Annotated in this window: 15 protein-coding genes and 1 pseudogene; all 16 read right to left on the reverse strand. The window is 63.7% G+C overall.

The annotated features are described in order from the left end of the window. Positions 1 to 29: 29 nt before the first annotated feature. A complete protein-coding gene (locus ACVWWQ_RS16295; RefSeq protein WP_133952240.1) occupies positions 30 to 371 on the reverse strand; it encodes a hypothetical protein in 342 nt (113 codons plus the stop codon). Between the two features lie 125 nt (positions 372 to 496). Further along, complete coding sequence (locus tag ACVWWQ_RS16300) at positions 497 to 847, reverse strand: copper-binding protein (RefSeq protein WP_133952238.1); 351 nt, start codon at positions 845 to 847, stop codon at positions 497 to 499. Positions 848 to 850: 3 nt separating this feature from the next. Further along, positions 851 to 4027, reverse strand: coding sequence for an efflux RND transporter permease subunit (locus tag ACVWWQ_RS16305; protein ID WP_133952236.1), 3177 nt, complete (start codon positions 4025 to 4027; stop codon positions 851 to 853). Beyond that, on the reverse strand, positions 4024 to 5316 hold the full coding sequence (locus tag ACVWWQ_RS16310; protein WP_133952234.1) for an efflux RND transporter periplasmic adaptor subunit: 1293 nt from the start codon (positions 5314 to 5316) through the stop codon (positions 4024 to 4026). Before ACVWWQ_RS16310 ends, ACVWWQ_RS16305 begins: the two co-directional genes overlap by 4 nt. Beyond that, positions 5313 to 6587, reverse strand: a complete 1275-nt coding sequence (locus ACVWWQ_RS16315) for a TolC family protein (RefSeq protein WP_015447602.1) — start codon at positions 6585 to 6587, stop codon at positions 5313 to 5315. Before ACVWWQ_RS16315 ends, ACVWWQ_RS16310 begins: the two co-directional genes overlap by 4 nt. Before the next feature lie 82 nt (positions 6588 to 6669). Then, complete coding sequence (locus tag ACVWWQ_RS16320; protein ID WP_457383475.1) at positions 6670 to 7209, reverse strand: hypothetical protein; 540 nt, start codon at positions 7207 to 7209, stop codon at positions 6670 to 6672. After that, the gene (locus ACVWWQ_RS16325) at positions 7202 to 9457 is read right to left on the reverse strand and encodes a heavy metal translocating P-type ATPase (RefSeq protein ID WP_208321653.1); all 2256 of its coding nucleotides are present in this window, start codon (positions 9455 to 9457) and stop codon (positions 7202 to 7204) included. The genes ACVWWQ_RS16320 and ACVWWQ_RS16325 overlap by 8 nt, the downstream gene beginning before the upstream one ends. 298 nt (positions 9458 to 9755) lie before the next feature. After that, positions 9756 to 11804: a DUF4396 domain-containing protein gene (locus tag ACVWWQ_RS16330; RefSeq protein ID WP_133952230.1), complete on the reverse strand. Its 2049-nt coding sequence runs from the start codon at positions 11802 to 11804 to the stop codon at positions 9756 to 9758. A 130-nt stretch (positions 11805 to 11934) separates the two neighbouring features. Then, a complete protein-coding gene (locus ACVWWQ_RS16335; protein ID WP_133952228.1) occupies positions 11935 to 12387 on the reverse strand; it encodes a DUF411 domain-containing protein in 453 nt (150 codons plus the stop codon). Between the two features lie 2 nt (positions 12388 to 12389). Beyond that, on the reverse strand, positions 12390 to 13490 hold the full coding sequence (locus ACVWWQ_RS16340; RefSeq protein WP_133952226.1) for a c-type cytochrome: 1101 nt from the start codon (positions 13488 to 13490) through the stop codon (positions 12390 to 12392). 11 nt (positions 13491 to 13501) lie between these two features. Further along, positions 13502 to 14761, reverse strand: coding sequence for a copper resistance protein B (locus tag ACVWWQ_RS16345; protein ID WP_457383476.1), 1260 nt, complete (start codon positions 14759 to 14761; stop codon positions 13502 to 13504). Next, positions 14758 to 16533 (reverse strand): copper resistance system multicopper oxidase, encoded by a 1776-nt coding sequence (locus tag ACVWWQ_RS16350; RefSeq protein WP_133952222.1) that lies wholly within the window; start codon positions 16531 to 16533, stop codon positions 14758 to 14760. The genes ACVWWQ_RS16345 and ACVWWQ_RS16350 overlap by 4 nt, the downstream gene beginning before the upstream one ends. 113 nt (positions 16534 to 16646) lie before the next feature. Next, a complete protein-coding gene (locus ACVWWQ_RS16355; RefSeq protein WP_133952220.1) occupies positions 16647 to 17054 on the reverse strand; it encodes a hypothetical protein in 408 nt (135 codons plus the stop codon). 58 nt (positions 17055 to 17112) lie between these two features. Further along, entirely contained in the window at positions 17113 to 17442 is a 330-nt protein-coding gene (locus ACVWWQ_RS16360; protein ID WP_133952218.1) for a hypothetical protein, read from the reverse strand. Positions 17443 to 17551: 109 nt separating this feature from the next. Beyond that, positions 17552 to 17995 carry a phosphatase domain-containing protein gene (locus tag ACVWWQ_RS16365; RefSeq protein WP_457383477.1) on the reverse strand — a complete coding sequence of 148 codons (444 nt, stop codon included), beginning with the start codon at positions 17993 to 17995 and terminating at the stop codon, positions 17552 to 17554. A gap of 241 nt (positions 17996 to 18236) precedes the next feature. Continuing rightward, positions 18237 to 18440: pseudogene (locus tag ACVWWQ_RS16370) on the reverse strand (ADP-ribosylglycohydrolase family protein); the annotation flags it as partial. Positions 18441 to 18845 lie beyond the last annotated feature (405 nt).

Below are 18845 nucleotides of genomic sequence, written 5' to 3' on the forward strand. Positions count from 1 at the left end.
GGCCTTGGCGGTCTCGTCACCGCATCCGTTCAGCCCGCGAGACGCACGTGATCTGTCCGCTGTGCCGTGCCCTGGATCAGCTCGGCACGCACGCAATGCGCATCCGTAATCGACGTTACCGTGGCATACCCCGCCACCGCGAACTGTTGACGAGGCTGCCCCTTGTTGGGAATCACAAAGGATGTCCGCATGACCTGCACCCGCGCACCGACTGCTGGCAGCGGCGCGACACGATAACAGACGTCCAAACGCTGGCCATCCACATGGCCAACCCAACCGTCGGCATAAGCATCGGTGGCATGAGCTACGCGGTCGATGGTGAGGCCCGCGAGCAGCAGCGGGAGGCTGAGACAAGCAGCAAACGATTTCATGGTCGTTCTCAAACAATGACAACCGCAACAAACACCGCCACGTGCACGCATAACGTGCGTGGCGGCACTGCTTTCACGACCGCCGGCTAGCCCTCAACAGTTGGGCCAGCCGGCGACGTGGTCTGTCATCGTGCCGGACGGATCGCCGTCACCGTGCTGCCCGTGCTGGCCTGACGAAAGGTGAACTGCACCTTCTCGCCCACCTTCACGTGTTTCAGCAACTCGGGCGACGCCACCTTGAACGGCATCGTCATGGCCGGCCAGCCGATGGCGGCAATCGCCTCATGCTGCAGCGTGATGGCGCCTTTGGCGGTGTCGATCGCCTTGACCACGCCCACGCCCTGCACATCGGCGGGTGTGGCTTCGTGCATCCCTGCCATGCCCGGCATATTCGGATCCATCTGCTGAGGGTTGGCAAACACCGGAGCGGTGAACAGCGCAGCGGTAATCGCAAGGGTGATGAATTGCTTTTTCATGGGTCAGTTTCCTTGTGGGTTGGAGTGAAGTGTGGCGTTTGTCTTGCTGGCTTTACGCAGCCGATAACGGACCAGCAGGCGATACGCCGCGGGTATAACGAGCATGGATAGCAAGGGTGCAGTGACCATGCCGCCGATCATCGGGGCGGCTATGCGCTGCATCACTTCCGAACCTGCGCCATGGCCTAGAAGGATGGGAAACAGACCGGCCAGAATCACCGCGACGGTCATCGCCTTCGGGCGCACGCGCTGCACGGCGCCTTCACGGATCGCTTCGTCAAGCGCCTCTGGGCCGGCGTGGGGATTGAGCGCAAGCTGGTGCTCCCACGCATGGTGCAGGTAAAGCAGCATCACCACGCCGAATTCGGCAGCAACGCCGGCCAACGCGATGAAGCCGATGATCGTGGCCACCGACACGGCATGACCGAGCAACCAGATCAACCACAGGCCGCCCACCAGTGCCAGCGGCACACTGGCCATGATCAGCGCCGCTTCGCTCACGCGCCGGAAGACGGCATAGATCAACAAGAAGACGATGATCAGGGCGATCGGCACCACCACCTTGAGTCTTTCCATGGCACTGGCCAGGTATTCGAACTGACCGGACCAAGCCACGGTCGTACCCGGCGGCAAGGTGACCTGCTGTGCCACCGCACGCTGCAGATCCGCGACCACGCCACCGAGGTTGCTGCTGGCCGTATCGACGTAGACATACGTGGCCAACTGGCCACCCTCACTTTTCAGCATGGACGGTCCTGCAACTACGGCAATATCAGCCACCTGACTCAGCGCGAGCTGGGCGCCGTTGGCGGCGACAATCGGTAGCCGTCGCAAGGCCTCGACCGAGTCACGTTCGCTACGCGGATAGCGCACCACGATGGGATAGCGTTCGCGCCCTTCGACGGTCTGACCGATAGGGTCGCCGCCGACCACGGTCGCGATCAGTTGCTGCACGCGCTCCTGGGTCAACCCGTAACGTGCGGCGGCATCACGGCGGATGGCCACATCGACGTAGCGACCACTGGTCGGACGCTCGGCAATCGCCGAACTGACACCGGGCACGGTCTTCGCCACCGTCTCGATCCGATCGGCCACGGTCTGCAGCGCGGCCAGATCGGTGCCCAGCACCTTGATGCCGATCGGGCTCTTGATGCCGGTGGAGAGCATGTCGATGCGATTGCGGATCGGCGGCACGAACAAGTTCGTCAGTCCCGGCACGTGCACGGCCTTGTCCAGCTCCGCCTTGATCTTGTCCATGGTCATGCCGGGCCGCCACTGGTCCTTCGGCTTGAAGGTGATCGTGGTCTCGAACATCTCCAGCGGCGCCGGATCAGTGGCCGTGTCGGCGCGCCCCGCCTTGCCGAATACGTGATCGACCTCCGGCACGGTCTTGATCATGCGATCGGTCAACTGCAGCAACTGCGAGGCCTTGCCGGCGGACAGTCCCGGCAATGCGGTGGGCATGTACAATAACGTGCCTTCGTCCATCGCGGGCATGAACTCGCTGCCGAGCTTGGTCATCGGAATGATCGCGGTGAGCAGCAGCACACCGGCCAGCACCAGGGTCGCTTTCGGATGGCGCAGCACGGCTTCAAGAAGCGGCCGGTAGCCGCGGATCAAGCCGCGGTTGAGCGGATTGTCACGCTCGGCACGGATGCGCCCGCGGATCAGATAGCCCATCAGCACCGGCACCAGCGTCACCGCCAGCCCGGCCGCCGCCGCCATCGCGTAGGTCTTGGTAAACGCCAGCGGCTTGAACAGTTTGCCTTCCTGGCCCTGCAGCGCAAACACCGGCACGAACGACAGCGCGATGATCAACAGGCTCACAAACAGCGCGGGCCCCACCTCGGCGGCGGCATCGGCGATCAACGACCATCGCTGCGCGCCTTGCGGTTCACGTCCGTCGTTCGCGCTACGCCAATGTTCCAGATGTTTGTGCGTGTTCTCGATCATCACGATCGCGGCATCGACCATCGCGCCGATCGCGATCGCGATGCCTCCGAGTGACATCAGGTTCGCCGTGACGCCTTGCAGATGCAGGGCGATGAAGGCAACCAGTACGCCCAAGGGCAGCGTGATCACGGCCACCAGCGCCGAGCGCAGGTGCCATAGAAACAACACGCAGACCAGCGCCACGATCAGGAACTCTTCCAGCAGCTTGCCCCACAGGTTCTCCACCGCCGCATCAATCAGTCGCGAGCGGTCATAGGTAGGCACGATCTCGACGCCGGCCGGCAGACTGCGCTGCAGTTCCGCCAATCGCGATTTCACGGCGGCGATGGTGGCCTTGGCGTTCTTGCCCGTGCGCATCACGATGATGCCGCCGACCACTTCGCCCTGGCCATCCAGCTCGGCGAGGCCGCGGCGGAACGTCGGACCCCGCCGCACCGTCGCCACATCGCGCAATAGCACCGGTACGCCGCCGGCGTTGGTCGTGATGGGGACGTTTTCGAAGTCCGCGCGGCTCTTCAGATAGCCTTCGCTGCGCACCATCAGTTCGGCTTCGCCCTGTTCGATCACCGAGCCGCCGTTGGCGCCGTTCGCACCGCGGATGGCATCGACCAGCTGCGCCACCGTGATGCCTCGGGCGGCCAGCGCCTGCGGATCGGGCACGACCTGCCAGGCGCGTTCCATGCCGCCCAAAGTGGCCACCTCGGCAACATTCGGCACCGTCTTGAGCTGATAGCGCAGGAACCAGTCCTGCAGCGCGCGCAGCTGGCCGAGGTCGTGCTGGCCGGTGCGATCGACCAAGGCGTATTCGTAGATCCAGCCCAGTCCCGTGGCGTCGGGACCGAGGGCGGGCGTGACGCCGGCCGGCAGGCGATCGCGTGCCTGGCTCAGGTACTCCAGTACCCGTGAGCGCGCCCAGTACAGGTCGGTGCTGTCATCGAACAGCACGTCGACGTAGGAGTCACCGAAAAACGAAAACGCACGTACGGTCGTCGCGCCCGGCACCGACAGCATGGTGGTGGCCAGCGGATAGGTGACTTGATCCTCGACTACCTGCGGCGACTGCCCCGGATAGCTGGTGCGAATGATCACCTGGGTGTCGGACAGATCGGGCAGCGCATCGACCGGCGTGCGCGTCACCGAGAACATGCCCATCATGGCCAAGGCCAGTGCAGCCAACAGCACGAACACCCGATGTGCGATCGCCGCGCGAATCAGGGCGGCGATCATGGTTTGCCTCCCATCGGCATGCCCGGCATGGGCGTACTCGCCGCCCGTGCCGGATGCGCCGAAGTGTCATTCAGGCGTTCCAGCGCGCCGGACAGGCTCGCTTCGGAATCGATAAGGAATTGGCCAGAGACCACGACTTTCTCGCCGCCGCTGAGGCCGTCGAGGATTTCCGTATAGCCGGCGGCTGCGCGTCCGGCACGGACCGACACGGCACGAAAGTATCCGTCCCCCTCGGCGAGAATGACGCGTGTGTGGGTCCCCGTCGCGATCAGCGCGTCGTCCGGCACCACCGGCACCGCCGCGTCGGGAGTCGGGTCGAGTTGCACGGTGGCGAACATGCCCGGACTCAAGGCCTCGCCGGGATTGGCGAGTACGACGCGGGCGCGCTGGGTGCGCGTCATGGCATCGACGTCCGGCAACAAGGTTTCGACGATGCCGTGGAACGATCGACCTGGGAGTGCATCGACCGTGACGGTGACGGGCGTGCCGCTGTGCACTGCACCTGCCGCCGCCTGCGGCAGGGCGGCCTCGATCCACACGGTGGACAGGCCGTTCACGGTCATCAGGGTCTGGCCCGCACTGACGCGCTGACCTTCACGCACATCCAGTGTCGTGACGACGCCCGCCTGCGGGGCGTGCAGCGTGATCGCGGCCCCCGAACCATGACGAGCCGCCCGGATATCCTCGGGGGTCAGGCCCAACACCTGCAGGCGTTCCCGCGAAGCCGCGCGAAGGCCTTTTGCGTCGGCCGAGTGCGCCTGTTGAAGCGCAGCATATTCGGCCAGTGCGCTGCTCCATTGCGGCGCCAACAACTCCGCCAGCGGTTCGCCGGCTTTGACCGCGGTGTAGGGTGCGCGCACGTCCAGCTTGCTCACCACCGCATCGGTGCGTGCGCTGATGGTGGTGGCTTGGCGCAGATCCCAGGTGATGGTGCCCGGCACCCGGATCGCCGATGCCAGCACACGACGCTCGACCGAAGCGGTGCGCACACCCAAATTCTGCACCGTCGCCGGGTCGATCCTGACGACATCCTTGGCCACGCCTTCGTCGGCATACTTGGGCACCATCTGCATGCCCATCGGCGACAGGCCCGGCTTGTCGAAATGCTGCTGCGGCACCATCGTGTCGTACCAGTACAGGATTTTTTTGTCGCCGCCGTGGGCAGCAGGCATAGCGGACCCTGTCTGAGCGGACGACGCTGGCGGATGCCGACGACCGCCGAAGTACCCCACCAAAAGCAAAAGGGCTGCCAGCAAAACACTGGCTAGGATTATCGGTGCACGCTTCATGGCGTCGTCTCCGAGGTAGGCAACAGATAAGCCAGCGAGGCCCATAACCGGGCGCGGGCGGCAAGCGCATCGGCATAATTCAGACGCAACTCAATCTCGGCGCGACGGGCATCCAGCCACGGCTGCAACGAGCCGCCGCCGCGATAGCCGGCCAGCGCGGTTTGCGCGCGGTCACGCGCCAGCAGCAGCAGGGTGTCCTGATAGCGCTGGACTTGCTGATTCCATCCCTGCCACGTCGCTACGGCGCGTGTGACTGCCTCGCGCTGGGCGCGCCGCGCGTCCTCGTGATCGGCCTGCACCGCATCCCATTGCGCCTGCCGGGCGCTGATGCCGCGGTCCTGCCGGTTGCGCGTGAACAGCGGCAGGCTGACGCCCACCTCCAGCATCACCATGTCCGACAGGCCCGGGGCGCGCCGACCATAGCTGGCAGTCACGCTCCAGTCCGGGTGCTTGGCCGCACGCGCCTGCTCGAGCGCCGCCTGCGCAACTTGCTCGCGTGCCTGCCACGCCTGCATCGGCGCCTGTTGGTCGATGCGCTGCTCCAAGTGATCTGCGGTGACCGGCAGTCGACCAAAATCCGGGGCCTCGGCCAGATCGAAAACGCCCGGACCAAGCCAGCGCTGCAGGCCGGCTTGGGCGGCGACGAGATCCGCGCCAATCGCTTCCAGACGGTTATCCAGCGTGGCAGCCTCGGCTCGGACGGCCAGCACATCCGTCGCGTTGCCTTCGCCGCCGCGCAAGCGTGCCTGCGCTATCCGCACAGCCAACCCCGCCTCATCATGCAAGGCAGCCAGCAATGATCGCTGCTGCTCGGTCACCCATACGTCGATCCAGGCATCGGCGATGCGCTCGCGCACACTCTGCACGGTGGCCACGCGATCGGCCTGGGCCGCATCGATCCGGGCGCTGGCCAAGGCGCGCTCCGCGCGACGCGCCGTGCGTGATGGGATAGCCTGCATCACGCCGACGGTGCGCGCCGTCATCCCCTCCGAACGCAAGCTGAAAGCGCCCGGGCTGGTGACGGGAAAATTGGAAAGCCCGAACGTCAGGGTGGGATCCGGCAACTGCCCGGCCCGCGCGGCTTCCTCGCGGGCTGCCACCGTGTCGGCGGTACGCGCATCGAGTTGCGGCGCCCGCGCCAGGCCGTGCTGCACGGCCGCTTCCAGCGTCAGCGGCGGTTCGGCGGCCTGCGCCGCCGCAGCCACGGCCCCACACAGGAGCGTGGCCAAGCCCGCCACCATCAGGTGCCGAGCGAAATGAATGGACAACATGGATGAATACTCCGTCGATCTGCGGTTTGCGGCGCGCCACGCAGACGCGACGCCACGTACGTCAATGCCTCGACGTGTCAGATCAGATCAGGAGTGAGCAGAACAACAATATGGGCGGAGGTGGTGGCGCGCGCAAATGCCCGATCCGTTGGAGCGCGCGATTCGATGGCAGCGTAACGGCCGCGACCGATATCAGCATCGGCGGCATGGCCGGCAATGGGTTCAGCGGCACCGATGCGGTGTGCGCTTCAACCTGCGTGACGTGCTCGGGCACGCAATGTTTCTGGCACAACGGGCTGGCGGGGGTATCCTGATGCTGCACACAGCCGTCGTCCATGCCCGGCATCGAGTTTACCAACGCGGTCGCCGTCGCCGCTTCGGGCACAGTCGGACAGATATAAGCAGCCAGTGCCGTCTGCTGCCAAAGCATCAGCAGCGTCACCAGCCAGAAGAGGCGGCGACGTGTGGTGCGATGCATGCGGAAAGGACGGGCCATGGACACCACTTTATCTCGGATAATATCAAGGTTTCCTTGACTTGAATCAACTACGGATTGTCCGTCGACCGGCGAAGGCATTGCGCCGGGTTCGCTCCGCTCGCCGGCGTTGGTCATTTCAGCCATGCCGCTTTCGGCCCAGCCGCAATGCGTTGGCAACCACCGACACGGAGCTCAAACTCATCGCCAAAGCGGCGATCATGGGGCTGAGCAGCAGGCCAGTCAGGGGGTAGAGCACGCCGGCCGCGACCGGTACACCCAATGCGTTGTAGAGAAATGCGAAGCCCAGGTTTTGCTTCATGTTGGCGACGGTGTCGTTGGAAATCGACCGTGCCCGCACGATGCCACGCAAATCGCCTTTCACCAGTGTCACCTGCGCGCTGGACATCGCCACATCGGTGCCGGTGCCCATCGCGATACCGACATCGGCACCGGCAAGTGCAGGTGCGTCGTTGATCCCGTCGCCAGCCATCGCCACCCGATGTCCCTTGGCTTGCAGCTCTCGCACGAGGTCGATCTTGTCCTTTGGGCGAACCTCGCCATGGACTTCGTCGATGCCCAGGGTGCGTGCGACCGCATGGGCCGTGGTAACGCCGTCGCCGGTGGCCATCACGATGTTCAAGCCCGCCTCGTGCAGCGCCGCGATGGCGTTGGCAGTGCTGGCCTTGATCGGGTCGGCGACCGCGAGCAGGCCAGCCAGGACACCATCGACCGCCAAATACATCACGCTGGCACCGGCTCGGCGCAGCTCCTCGGCCGGAACGGAAAGAACGGTGGCATCGACTCCGACCTCGTGCATCAGCGCGGTGTTGCCGATCGCCAGCGTGGCGCCTCCCACCTTGCCGCGCACCCCGATGCCGGTGGACGACTCGAAGCTCTCCGGCGTCTCCAGTGCCAGGCCACGATGGCGGGCTTCCGCGACGATCGCGTCGGCCAGCGGGTGCTCGCTGCCCTGGTCGAGGCTGGCCGCCAGGCGCAGCACCTCCTGCTCAGTGAACCCTTTGGCCGCGAGTGCGGTATGGAATGCCGGACGTCCCTCGGTCAGGGTTCCGGTCTTGTCCACGATCAGGGTATCGATCTTGCGCAGGTTCTCGATCGCCTCGGCATCGCGGAACAACACGCCTTCCCCGGCGGCACGGCCGGTCGCCACCATGATCGACATCGGCGTGGCCAGTCCCAGCGCGCAGGGACAGGCGATGATCAAGACCGAGATCGCGTTGAGCACCGCGAACGTCCACGACGGTTCCGGTCCAAACAGCCCCCACACGACAAAGGTGGCGACGGCAATCGCCAGGACCGCCAGCACGAACCAGAAAGCCACCTTGTCAGCCATGCGCTGCATCGGTGCGCGTGAGCGTTGCGCCTGGGCGACCAGTTGCACGATTTGCGACAGCACCGTCGCCGAACCGACTTTCTCCGCCCGGATCACCAGGCTGCCAGTGCCGTTGAGGGTCGCGCCGATCACGCTGGAGCCGATGGACTTCTCGACCGGGACGGGTTCCCCGGTCAGCATCGACTCGTCGACATGGGAGCGTCCCTCGATCACTTCGCCGTCCACCGGCACCTTTTCGCCGGGGCGTACCCGCAGGCGATCGCCGACGTGAACGTGGCCGAGTTCGACATCCTCCTCGCCGCCATCGTCGCGCAGGCGACGCGCAGTCTTTGGCGCCAGCCCCAGCAGGGCTTTCAGGGCAGTCGAGGTCTTGGAGCGGGCACGCAGTTCGAGCAACTGCCCAAGCAGGGTCAGCGAGACGATCACCGCGGCGGCTTCGAAATAGACACCCACGCGGCCATGTTCGTGAAACGACTCCGGGAACACGTCCGGTGCGAGGGTGGCAACGATGCTGTAGCCGAACGCCGCGCCAACGCCGATGCCGATCAGGGTCCACATGTTGGGACTGAGGTTGCGGATCGACTGCACGCAGCGAACGAAGAACGGCCAGCCTGCCCACAACACGACTGGCATGGTCAGTACCAGTTCGATCCAGGTTCGGGTGTTCACCGGCAACCGGGGTAAGTAATGGCCGAACATCGCCAGCACGAGCACCACCAGCGTCGCCGGCAAGGTCCACCAGAAGCGACGGCTGAAATCACGCAGTTCGGGTTGGTCCTCGTCGTCCAGCCCCGGCATTTCCGGCTCCAGCGCCATGCCGCAAATGGGGCAAATGCCGGGATCTTCCTGGCGTACCTGCGGATGCATGGGGCAGATGTACATCGTTCCCGCCGGTGCCTCCGCGGAGGCGTCATCGGGCTGCCCGGACAGATATTTGGCCGGATCAGCCACGAAGCGCTCCCGGCAGCGCGCCGAACAAAAGTGGCGCGTTACTCCTTGATACTCGGCGTGGTAAGCCGTTTGATTCGGATCGACTCGCATGCCGCAGACCGGATCAAGCGCGGTTGTCGCCGAGCCGGGATGGGCGCCGTGTCCGTGTTTGTTGGCGCCCGTGTGGTGATGGCGAGTGTTCATGTAGCCTCCCATGACGATGGCAATGGATTGACGTCGATTGATGTGCAAGCACGTGTAAGCGGCGAGGTGGATGTGGTGTCAATCGTGGGCGGCTCGACGACATGGGGCGGAACGCGGTCACAGGCGGCGCCATTCCCGAGGGATGCGGCCGGCAGGCCCGGAACGAGGATCTCGTGCCTTCGGGCGTCACGGCCAAAAGTCGCTCTTACTGTGGCGGCATTGGCAACGAATGTCCGTTGGCGTCGAGCACATCGAGCACCATCATCAAGCCGCCGCCGCCTTGCTGCTCCTGGTTGTTGTTGGTCGTATGGTGCGGGATATGGCAGTGCACCAGCCAGCGTCCCGGTTTGCGCGCGGTCCAGATCACGTCGTAACGCTGTCCGGGGCCGACATTCACGGTGTCCGCCTGGAACTGCGCATCCTTGGGTAGGTCAACGCCATCGCGTGCGACCACGGTGAACGGCCCGCCGTGGATATGCATGGGATGCACGAAATTGGTGTTGCTGCCGATGAAGCGGATCTTGATCGTTTCGCCCACGCGCATTTTTACCGTATCGGTCGACGGGTAGGCCTTGCCGTTGATGGTGAAGTAGTTGGGTAGACCGCCTTCCATGTTCATCGCCGGATAGGTGATGCCGTCACGAGCCAGCCATTCCTGCAGCAGGAGGGTGTACTCGTGGTCGGCTTTCACTTCTTTCGCCGGATCGGCCGCCGCCGTTACCTCTTCCGGCGGCAGGTGCAGCGCCGCGAGGCGCTTGAGGTTCTCCAAGTTGTGCGTGGGACGCACGATGAGTGCGCCGTAGAGGCCCAGGCTTTGCTGGCGATCCGGATGATCGTGTGAGTGATAGAAGTAGGTGCCGACCTGTGGCACCACATAGTCGTAAGTGAACGTGGCGCCGGGCGCGATAGGCTTCTGCGTGACCATGGCCGGGCCGTCCATCGCGTTGGGCACGATCAATCCATGCCAATGTAGCGTGGTTGATTCCGGCAGATGGTTGGTGACCACGAAGCGCACGTGATCGCCTTGCTCCAGCTCGATGCGTGGGCCGGGCACCTGGCGATTGACCGCATAAGCGTTCACCGGTCGATCGGCGAGGATGCTCCACTGGATCACTTCGAGGTTGAAGTGAAACACCTTCACCCCCTCGACGATCTGCGGCTGCAGCAGTTGATCGCCTTGGGCAGCGACCGGTGCGGTGTACACGCTGGTACGCGGATCGATACCTGCCATGTCGCGCATGGTCGCGGCCGGGGTTTCCTGGGTGGTGATCATGCCCGGCGGCATGATCAGCTTGCCGACCTCGTGCGCGGACAACCGCATGTTGACGAAGGCGGAGGGTAGCGTCATGCCGGCGATCAGCATCAGGCTGGTGAAGGCAGTGACCGCGATGAGCTGCGCGCGGGTCGGCGTCTTGCCGCCGCCGTGCATGCCGTGGCCGGAGGACGCGTCGTGCATTCCATGCTTGCCGTCATCCTTTCCCGTGACCGCCGACATTACGTGATCGGCGGGCATCGACGCCATCGCGCCATGATCGTGCGACGCGCTCGTCGATGCCTGCGGCCGTTCATCGTGCTGGGGAGGGGCATCGTCGCGCACCGTCATCAGTCCGTGCTTCATGCCGCGCGACACCAGCCACACGTTGACTGGATAGGTCACCGCATAACCAGCCGTGACGCCCAGCGACATCACGAACCAGAACAGCGGCTCTCCCGGCCACATCGCGCGCATGTCGCGCCCCATCATCAAGAGCACCATGACCGGTGCCATGCCGGCCATCATCGCGTTCATCGAAATGAACTCGGGCATGAACGACTTGCGCACGTTTTCCAGATACGACCCGCCCATCATCTTGCGCATGAACAGCGACTGGAAAATCAGCAGGCCAAACAGGAAGCCGGCGGCGTATTCGACGATCAGATCGGCCCACATCGGCAGGCCGATCAGGGAAACCACCACCGCGGCGAGAATGATGCCAGTCGCGTCACCGGCGACACAGTGCACGGCCGAACCCACGCCTTGTTTCCACAACGGCCGCACGAACGCCTCGTGCGTGCCCGGTGCGGGTTCCTTGTCGGCCATCACGTAGAGCAATAGTCCGATCGGCCCCATGTACAACGTGATCAGGACGAAGCCCCACTTCATGACTGTGGGTTCGGGATTGCCGCGGAACTGATCCCACGCCACATACAGCGCCGAGAGCACGGCGATGGCAAGCCACGCGTAGACGAAAATATCGATCGGCTGCAGGAACATCGTCACTCTCCAAACCATGCTGGGATGTCAGGGGCCCATGCTGTGCGAGCGTGGCCGGCACACGAACGAGTGGTTCGTCCACGAGCGTGGCCGGCACACGAACGAGTGGTTCGTCCACCGGCCACGGCGATCACGCCTTCGGACCGTGGCTGGCAAAGACGCGGGACGTTCCGTCCCGGCCGATCAACACCACGTCATAGCGTTCCGGCGCACCCATCTCCATGCCGGGCGAGCCCATCGGCATACCCGGTGCCGCCAGACCCCGGGCGTCCGGATGCTCGGCGAGCAGACGGCGAATGTCCTCGACCGGCACGTGTCCTTCGATCACATAGCCATCAATCAGCGCGGTATGGCAGGACGTGGCATCGGCCGGCACACCGAATCGCGTCTTCACTGCCGCCATCGGTTGGTTCTCATGCACCGCGACGACGTAGCCCTGCGTACGCAGATAAGCCATCCATGCACCGCAACAGGCGCACGACGGGTCACGATAGACATCGATCGCATTGGCTGCCATCGCCACTGGGGAGAATGCTGCGGCCAACAGGGCGACACTGCCCCAGCGGGAAAGCCATCGCTTCATGGTCATTCTCCCGACGCCGGTGCGGACTGCCACTGGATGGACACAATTTTCCAGTCCTTGCCGTCCTGTTTGAGAGTGAGCAGTTCACGGCTGCGCAACGTGGTGGGCTTGCCCTTGACCGTGGCTTTGATGTCGCTTTCGCTGCCGACCATCGCGGTGTCACCCATCGGCATTGAACCCAGCGAAACCGGCGTGATCTGGGCACTCTTCAGAAACGCGATGTCCTCGCCCAGGTGACCGTTCGCATAGTCGTCGCGCGTCTGAGTATGGCCCCCTTCGCTGATGGTGACGTTGGATGCCAGCAACGCGAGCACCGCCGCTTGATCACCGTGCTGCAAGGCTGTGTGAAACGCTTGTGCCACGGCCTCGGCTGCTGGTACCGCCTTCGGCTTCATGCCATCCAACGACAGCGGGGCTTCGGCGGCGGCGGCCGCATGATCGTGGCCATCTTCCGCAGCCGCGTCATGGCTGTGACCGGCTTCACCGGACATGACCATGTCTTTCATGTCGACAGCACCGTGGCCGTCTTCGTCAGAAGCTCCGCCGTGGCTATGGCCACCTTCGTCGTCCATATCCATGTCTTCATCCGGCGGGGCCTTCGCGACCATGTCCTTGTACTGCGCCGGCGTCATGCCGGGCAGCTTCTGCAGAAACGCGACCATGCTCCAGATGGTGGGGTCATCGTGGCTGCCGCCCCATGCCGGCATCGCGCTCATCTTGATGCCGTGCTTGATGATCCAGAACGCATCCTTCGGATCGACCCGTGTCTGCGACAGATTCGGTGGCTGGGGATACAGGCCGGGGCGAAGCTCCGAGTCCTTCATGCCGGGCTTGAGATGACACTGGGTGCACATCGCGGCGTACTGGCCGGCCCCTTTCAGGATCAGCTGGGGATCGTTGAGGTCGGGAACCGTAAGGTCGTCCGAACGCACATGAATGGAACGCTCGCGCAGGGTCTGCAGAACCGCAAAGACCGGCTTGGTGTGGTGGTCGTCGGCACCGATATTGTAGATGCCGGAGTACACGAACGCGCCTGCGCCGATGGCGAGCACGCCCAGGACGACGGCAACGGTGATGCTGTGATGCTTGATGTGTTGTTTCATGATGTTTCCCCTCAAAACCAGATGCGCACGCCGGCCACGATCTGCCGGTCGAGAATGGGCTGATGATCCTGCCGTGCGTAATCGGCCGTGGTGCCGATGCGACGCACCCAGTTCACGCCGATATAGGGCGCGAACTGTCGCCGGATCTCGTAGCGCAGCCGCAAGCCGAACTGGATGTCGGACACACCGCTACCGATCCGGCGCTGCGGATCGTTCTTGCCGTAGAGGTTGATTTCCGCTTCCGGCTGCAGGATCAGGCGCTGGGTGAAGAGCATCTCGTAGTCCGCCCGCAAGCGGGCAGCCGTGCGACCGGAAGCCCCGACGTAGCCCGTCGCCTCCACCTCGAACCAGTACGGCGCCAGGCCCTGTACGCCGAACGCGGCCCAGCTGCGTTTGGGGCCTTCACCCAGATCCTGCCTGGCACCCAGCTGGGTGCTCCAGTAGGTAGCGATGTTGTGGTTCCAGAGCGCTTCAAGGTCGCCGTCTTCCAGCTTGCCGCGGCTACGCTCGCCTTCGGTACGTACCCACAACTTATTCTCGTCGTTGCCATACCAGCCTTCGGCTTCCCAGCTCTGGCCATTGGCATCGCGACCGTGGAACGCTTCGAGCTGATCGATCAACAGCATGCCCAACGACGCGTTGTCAGCCATGTCCATGCCCTTCATGGAACCGTAGCCGACGCCATCGGAGTAATCGGGGCTCCGTGCGTTAGGCGGCGGACTGCCGCCCTGCATGGGGCCCATCGTCATGCCAGGCATCGCGGCCATGCCAGTCATGTCGCCTTGTCCCTTTGGGGGCGTCGCGCTGTGATCCATCCCTTGCATCGCTCCCGGACTCATGCCGGGCATCGATGAATGATCCATCCCGGGCATGTCGCCGACGGGGGCTGCCGATGCGGCGGGCTTGGCCGGCATCGGCATGTCCGACATCGTGCTGTGGTCCATGTTTGGCATGGTGCTGTGATCCATGCCCTTCATGCCGTCCATAGCGTGGGAAGCCGGTGTCGGGGCAGCAGAGACGGGTTTCTTCTTGGCTTTCTTGGCGGGCGCTTTCGTGGCCGGTTTCGCGGCGCTACTGGCGGGAGCCGGCATCGTCATACCGGCCATGCTGCCGTGATCCATGCCCGGCATCGAACTCATGTTCATCGACGATGTGCTGCTAGACGCAGGCACGCTCTGCGCCGTAGCAGCCAGCGGCAACGCCAGCAGGAGTGCAGTCAGCCATACCGAGCGGTGCGGAGCGGTTGAGGTGTTTCGACGATTCACTTTCATGACACCACCACCTCGCGGAACATGCCCGCCTCCATGTGATACAGCAGATGGCAGTGGTAAGCCCAGCGGCCCGGATTGTCGGCCGATACCGCATAGGTAATGCGCTGCGCCGGCTGCACATTGATGGTGTGCTTGCGCACCTGGAACTGGCCTTGCGGATTTTCCATCTCGCTCCACATGCCGTGCAGGTGGATCGGATGGTTCATCATGGTGTCGTTGACCAGCACGATGCGCAGCCGCTCGCCGCTATTGAAATGCACCGGTTTGGCGTCAGAGAACTTCACGCCGTCGAACGACCAGATGAAGCGCTCCATGTTGCCGGTCAGGTGCAGCTCGATCTCGCGGCTGGGCTCGCGCGCATCAATTGGCCCGCCGATGGTGTGCAGGTCGGCGTAGGTCAGCACGCGTCGGCCGTTGTCGCGCAGGCCGATGCCTGGATCGTCGAGGTTGGTGCGTGGCATGTCGACGTGCATGTCCACACCAGGCCCGTATTCCGTACGCGCGTGGCGCACCACCGGGGCAGCGGGCGCCATGCCCGGCATCGCACCGTGATCCATGCCGGCCATACCCTGCATGCCGTTCATGCCCGACATGTCCTGCGCGGCCCCGTGGGCGGATCCGCCCATCGTCATCGCACCCATCATGTCCTGCATGGCGAGCCATTGAATCGGATCGGGCTTGGGCACGTCCGCTTCCATGCCGGGGCGAGGCGCCAGGGTGCCGCGGGCGTACCCCGTGCGGTCGATCGACTGGGCGAACAGCGTGTAGGCACGCTCGTCCTGTGGCTCGACGATCACGTCGTAGGTCTCGGCCACGGAGATGCGGAATTCGTCGACCGACACCGGCTCGACGTCCTGGCCGTCGGCCGAGATCACCGTCATCTTCAGGCCCGGAATACGCACGTCGAAGATCGTCTGCGCCGAACCGTTGATGAAGCGCAGCCGGATCTTCTCGCCGGGTTTGAACATGCCGGTCCAGTTGCCGGCCGGTGCTGCACCGTTCATCAGGTAGGTATAGGTGTAACCGGAAACGTCACCGAAATCGGTCGGATTCATGCGCATCTCGTTCCACATCTTGCGCATGGCCAAGGCTTGGCTCAGGCCTTTCTCGCGCACGTCGCGAAAGAAATCCGGCACCGTCGGCTGGGCGAAGTTGTAGTAGTCGCTCTGTTTCTTCAACTTGGCGTAGATACGCTCGGGATTTTCGTCAGTCCAGTCGTTGAGCATCACCACGTAATCGCGATCGGTCGGATGTCGATCCGGGCCAGCCGGCTCGATCACCAGCGGGCCGTACAAGCCCGTCTGTTCCTGAAACCTCGAATGCGAGTGGTACCAATAAGTGCCGCTCTGGCGCACCTTGAACTGGTAGTGAAAGGTTTCACCAGGCGCAATACCATCGAAACTAATGCCCGGCACACCGTCTTCCTGAAATGGCAGGATGATGCCGTGCCAGTGAATCGAGGTCGGCACGCGCAGCCGGTTGGTCACCCGAAGATTCACCGTGGTGCCTTCCTTCCAGCGAAGGATGGGGCCGGGAATGCCACCGTTGACCGTGGTGGCCAGACGCGTGGCACCGGTGTAGTTGACCGGTGTTTCGGCGATATCCAGCGCGAAGTCGGTACCGCTCAGCACCGTAGGGTGACCGGGGCTGGTCAACGCCCAGACGTTTGAGGGACGCAGCAGGCCCAAGCCGGCCACGGCGCCGCCGATGGCGACACCTTGGACGAAACGTCGCCGCGACAAATCTGCAGGGGGCGGGGAAAACAGGTTCATGGACTCTCTCCAGGGCAGGCGGTATCGATCGTGCCGATACCGATCACAGCCGATTGCTTGCGATCATCGACACACGACGATCGCCAGCAAAGCTCATCAGAAACGAGGGAGAGTCAGACCGCCGGTGGTCGCAATGGAGGGGCGGTATTCAACGAGGGCGCGCTGCTGGGCAGCGGCATGGCGTAACGGGAAGTGATCGCGGCCGAGACCAAAACAACAGCCGGTTCGGATGGCAAGGTGGTGCTGCACATCGCTGCACAATTACAGGTGTGACCGGTCATACCGCCGCAGCAACCGGCCTGATCGTCGCAACAGGATCGGGTTGCCTTGTTGGCGGCTACGTGGTGATGACAGTGTTCACTGGCCGCCGCGACCGTCGTCTGCATGGGATGGGAATGAGGCATTCCCGTCATGCCCATCGGTGCGGCGGCCAATGAGTTGATGACCAGCATCAGCCACGCCAGCACGCCCAGCGCCCGGAGGCGACGTGAACGGGCGAGCAGGCGAAGCGAGAGGGTCATGGGGCAAGCTTACCCCCGTGATCCCACCCCCTCAACTCTGGAGCAAGGTTCAGGGCGCTCACGGCTTGCTGAAGCCCATGTGCAAGGTGATCTTGTCACCGGCTTTCAGGCTGGCCATGGCGGCCGGCGGGAAATGCACCTTCAAGGCCATGCCTTCGGTCGTCACCTCGACCATGCCGGTCTTCGCATCCGCTGCCGTCACGGTCGCCGGCATCTTGTGCATGCCCATCATGTTGCCGTGCATACCCTTCATGTCCGAGTGCATGGCACCCATCTTGTCCATGCCGCTTGCGGGCGTGCTGTCCTGGGCCACGGCGGCACCAGTGATGGCCAGTGCGAGCGCCAGTGAACCAAGCATCGAAAATAGTCGTCTGCGAGAAATAATCATGTGACCGTCTCCAACAGTGAGTTGCCAGACGCAACAAACGAACGCTGCGCCTTACCATGTGAAGGTGGTTTGAAATTTGAGCGCTCATCTTCAGTACGTGGAAAGCGGCCTATCCCGATAAGTGCCTCGCCAGATAGCGATCCTGAACGACTGTTTCGATCGCATTGGGTCGTGCTGTGCGTACGCGCTTGAGCACTTCATCGCATGGCAGTGACGGGTCGCGACAAGCCAACAACAGCGCGGCTACGGTGCCGGCCCGCCCCAGACCGCCTTTGCAATGCACGACCACACTTTCGCCGCGATCGAGTGCTGCATGAAGTTGGGGCAGAATGACCGGCCACTTGCCCTCGAACCACTCCTCTGAGGTGAACCCCTTTGGCAGGATGTCGGGTGCATGACCATCCAGAATCGGGGCGTGATGCCAGATCAGTCCATGTGCCTCGGCCCGCTTGGGTAGCGCGATGACATTGAGGTCGACAAACTCCCAAGGTGCAATCAGCGTCACCAGATGCGTCGCACCCCCAAGCCTTGATGGCGTCGAGATCGGTGTCAAGATTGCGATTCCACGCCCCCGTGTCCGCAAATGGCTGCTTCTTGCCCGGGCAGAAGGTGATGCCGATCTTGCCACCGTGTGCCAGATCAATGGTGCCGATACGCAAAGGGTCGGTGCGACTGCTGCGTGCCTTGCTGATCCAGGCGGTTTGGCGTGGTGTTGCGTGGATCAGGAGCACAACGAGGCGGTCGTCTATCTTCTCTTTGCCGCGTAGCTGTTCGCGCCACGCATCCGGAATGCCATACATGCCATATCGGAGTCCAGCGATGCCACCCGTTACGGAGGTTGTGAGATCCGTATCGCCTCCGAAAGCAATCGCGCGGCGCACCGCATCGGCATAGCTATCCGTTTCATTCGTTTCATTCATCGCCACCCGTGCTGACCACAGGCTATCTATGACATCGCTGCTACCAGACGCGTAGGTTCCATGCTCACGATCCAGCACCTGTTCGATATCCGTCGTAGCTAGCCCGGCCGCTGGGCCGCATGGTGCTGCATACGCGAAATCTTCGCTCCTCGCTTGGCCCTCACACCTCTTGCCAGCGCACCAGTTTCGGGGCGCTTCAAATGCACGCTACCCAAGAAGTCTATCTATCGTGGGATCCGTGGTCGCCCCCACCATAGGACCTCCTGCGGTTCGGCGAGAGCTGCGGAGAACTGCGAAGTGTTGAGCGCTGAAAGCACCAGGGCGGCATGGCACCGACTCGCTCGTACGGGATGGCAGCAGCCAACCCACAGGCGATGGTCTCGCGAATTGAAAGGTGCAGATTCGCGTGCCGGATAGATATTGGTGTGGTGCCAGTTTGCAGCGTTATTAGTTTTCCAAAGGTGCAGATTCTCCGGCGCAAGG

It is taken from the genome of Rhodanobacter sp. TND4EL1, assembly GCF_054061035.1.

Bases quoted from the DNA above. Each gene is read 5' to 3' on its own strand.
- ACVWWQ_RS16295 (WP_133952240.1), bottom strand. From the start codon at position 371: ATGAAATCGTTTGCTGCTTGTCTCAGCCTCCCGCTGCTGCTCGCGGGC.
- ACVWWQ_RS16330 (WP_133952230.1), bottom strand. From the start codon at position 11,804: ATGTTCCTGCAGCCGATCGATATTTTCGTCTACGCGTGGCTTGCCATC.
- ACVWWQ_RS16355 (WP_133952220.1), bottom strand. From the start codon at position 17,054: ATGACCCTCTCGCTTCGCCTGCTCGCCCGTTCACGTCGCCTCCGGGCG.
- ACVWWQ_RS16315 (WP_015447602.1), bottom strand. From the start codon at position 6,587: ATGTTGTCCATTCATTTCGCTCGGCACCTGATGGTGGCGGGCTTGGCC.
- ACVWWQ_RS16340 (WP_133952226.1), bottom strand. From the start codon at position 13,490: ATGAAACAACACATCAAGCATCACAGCATCACCGTTGCCGTCGTCCTG.
- ACVWWQ_RS16300 (WP_133952238.1), bottom strand. From the start codon at position 847: ATGAAAAAGCAATTCATCACCCTTGCGATTACCGCTGCGCTGTTCACC.
- ACVWWQ_RS16345 (WP_457383476.1), bottom strand. From the start codon at position 14,761: ATGAAAGTGAATCGTCGAAACACCTCAACCGCTCCGCACCGCTCGGTA.
- ACVWWQ_RS16350 (WP_133952222.1), bottom strand. From the start codon at position 16,533: ATGAACCTGTTTTCCCCGCCCCCTGCAGATTTGTCGCGGCGACGTTTC.
- ACVWWQ_RS16305 (WP_133952236.1), bottom strand. From the start codon at position 4,027: ATGATCGCCGCCCTGATTCGCGCGGCGATCGCACATCGGGTGTTCGTG.
- ACVWWQ_RS16335 (WP_133952228.1), bottom strand. From the start codon at position 12,387: ATGAAGCGATGGCTTTCCCGCTGGGGCAGTGTCGCCCTGTTGGCCGCA.
- ACVWWQ_RS16320 (WP_457383475.1), bottom strand. From the start codon at position 7,209: ATGGCTGAAATGACCAACGCCGGCGAGCGGAGCGAACCCGGCGCAATG.
- ACVWWQ_RS16310 (WP_133952234.1), bottom strand. From the start codon at position 5,316: ATGAAGCGTGCACCGATAATCCTAGCCAGTGTTTTGCTGGCAGCCCTT.
- ACVWWQ_RS16360 (WP_133952218.1), bottom strand. From the start codon at position 17,442: ATGATTATTTCTCGCAGACGACTATTTTCGATGCTTGGTTCACTGGCG.
- ACVWWQ_RS16325 (WP_208321653.1), bottom strand. From the start codon at position 9,457: ATGCGAGTCGATCCGAATCAAACGGCTTACCACGCCGAGTATCAAGGA.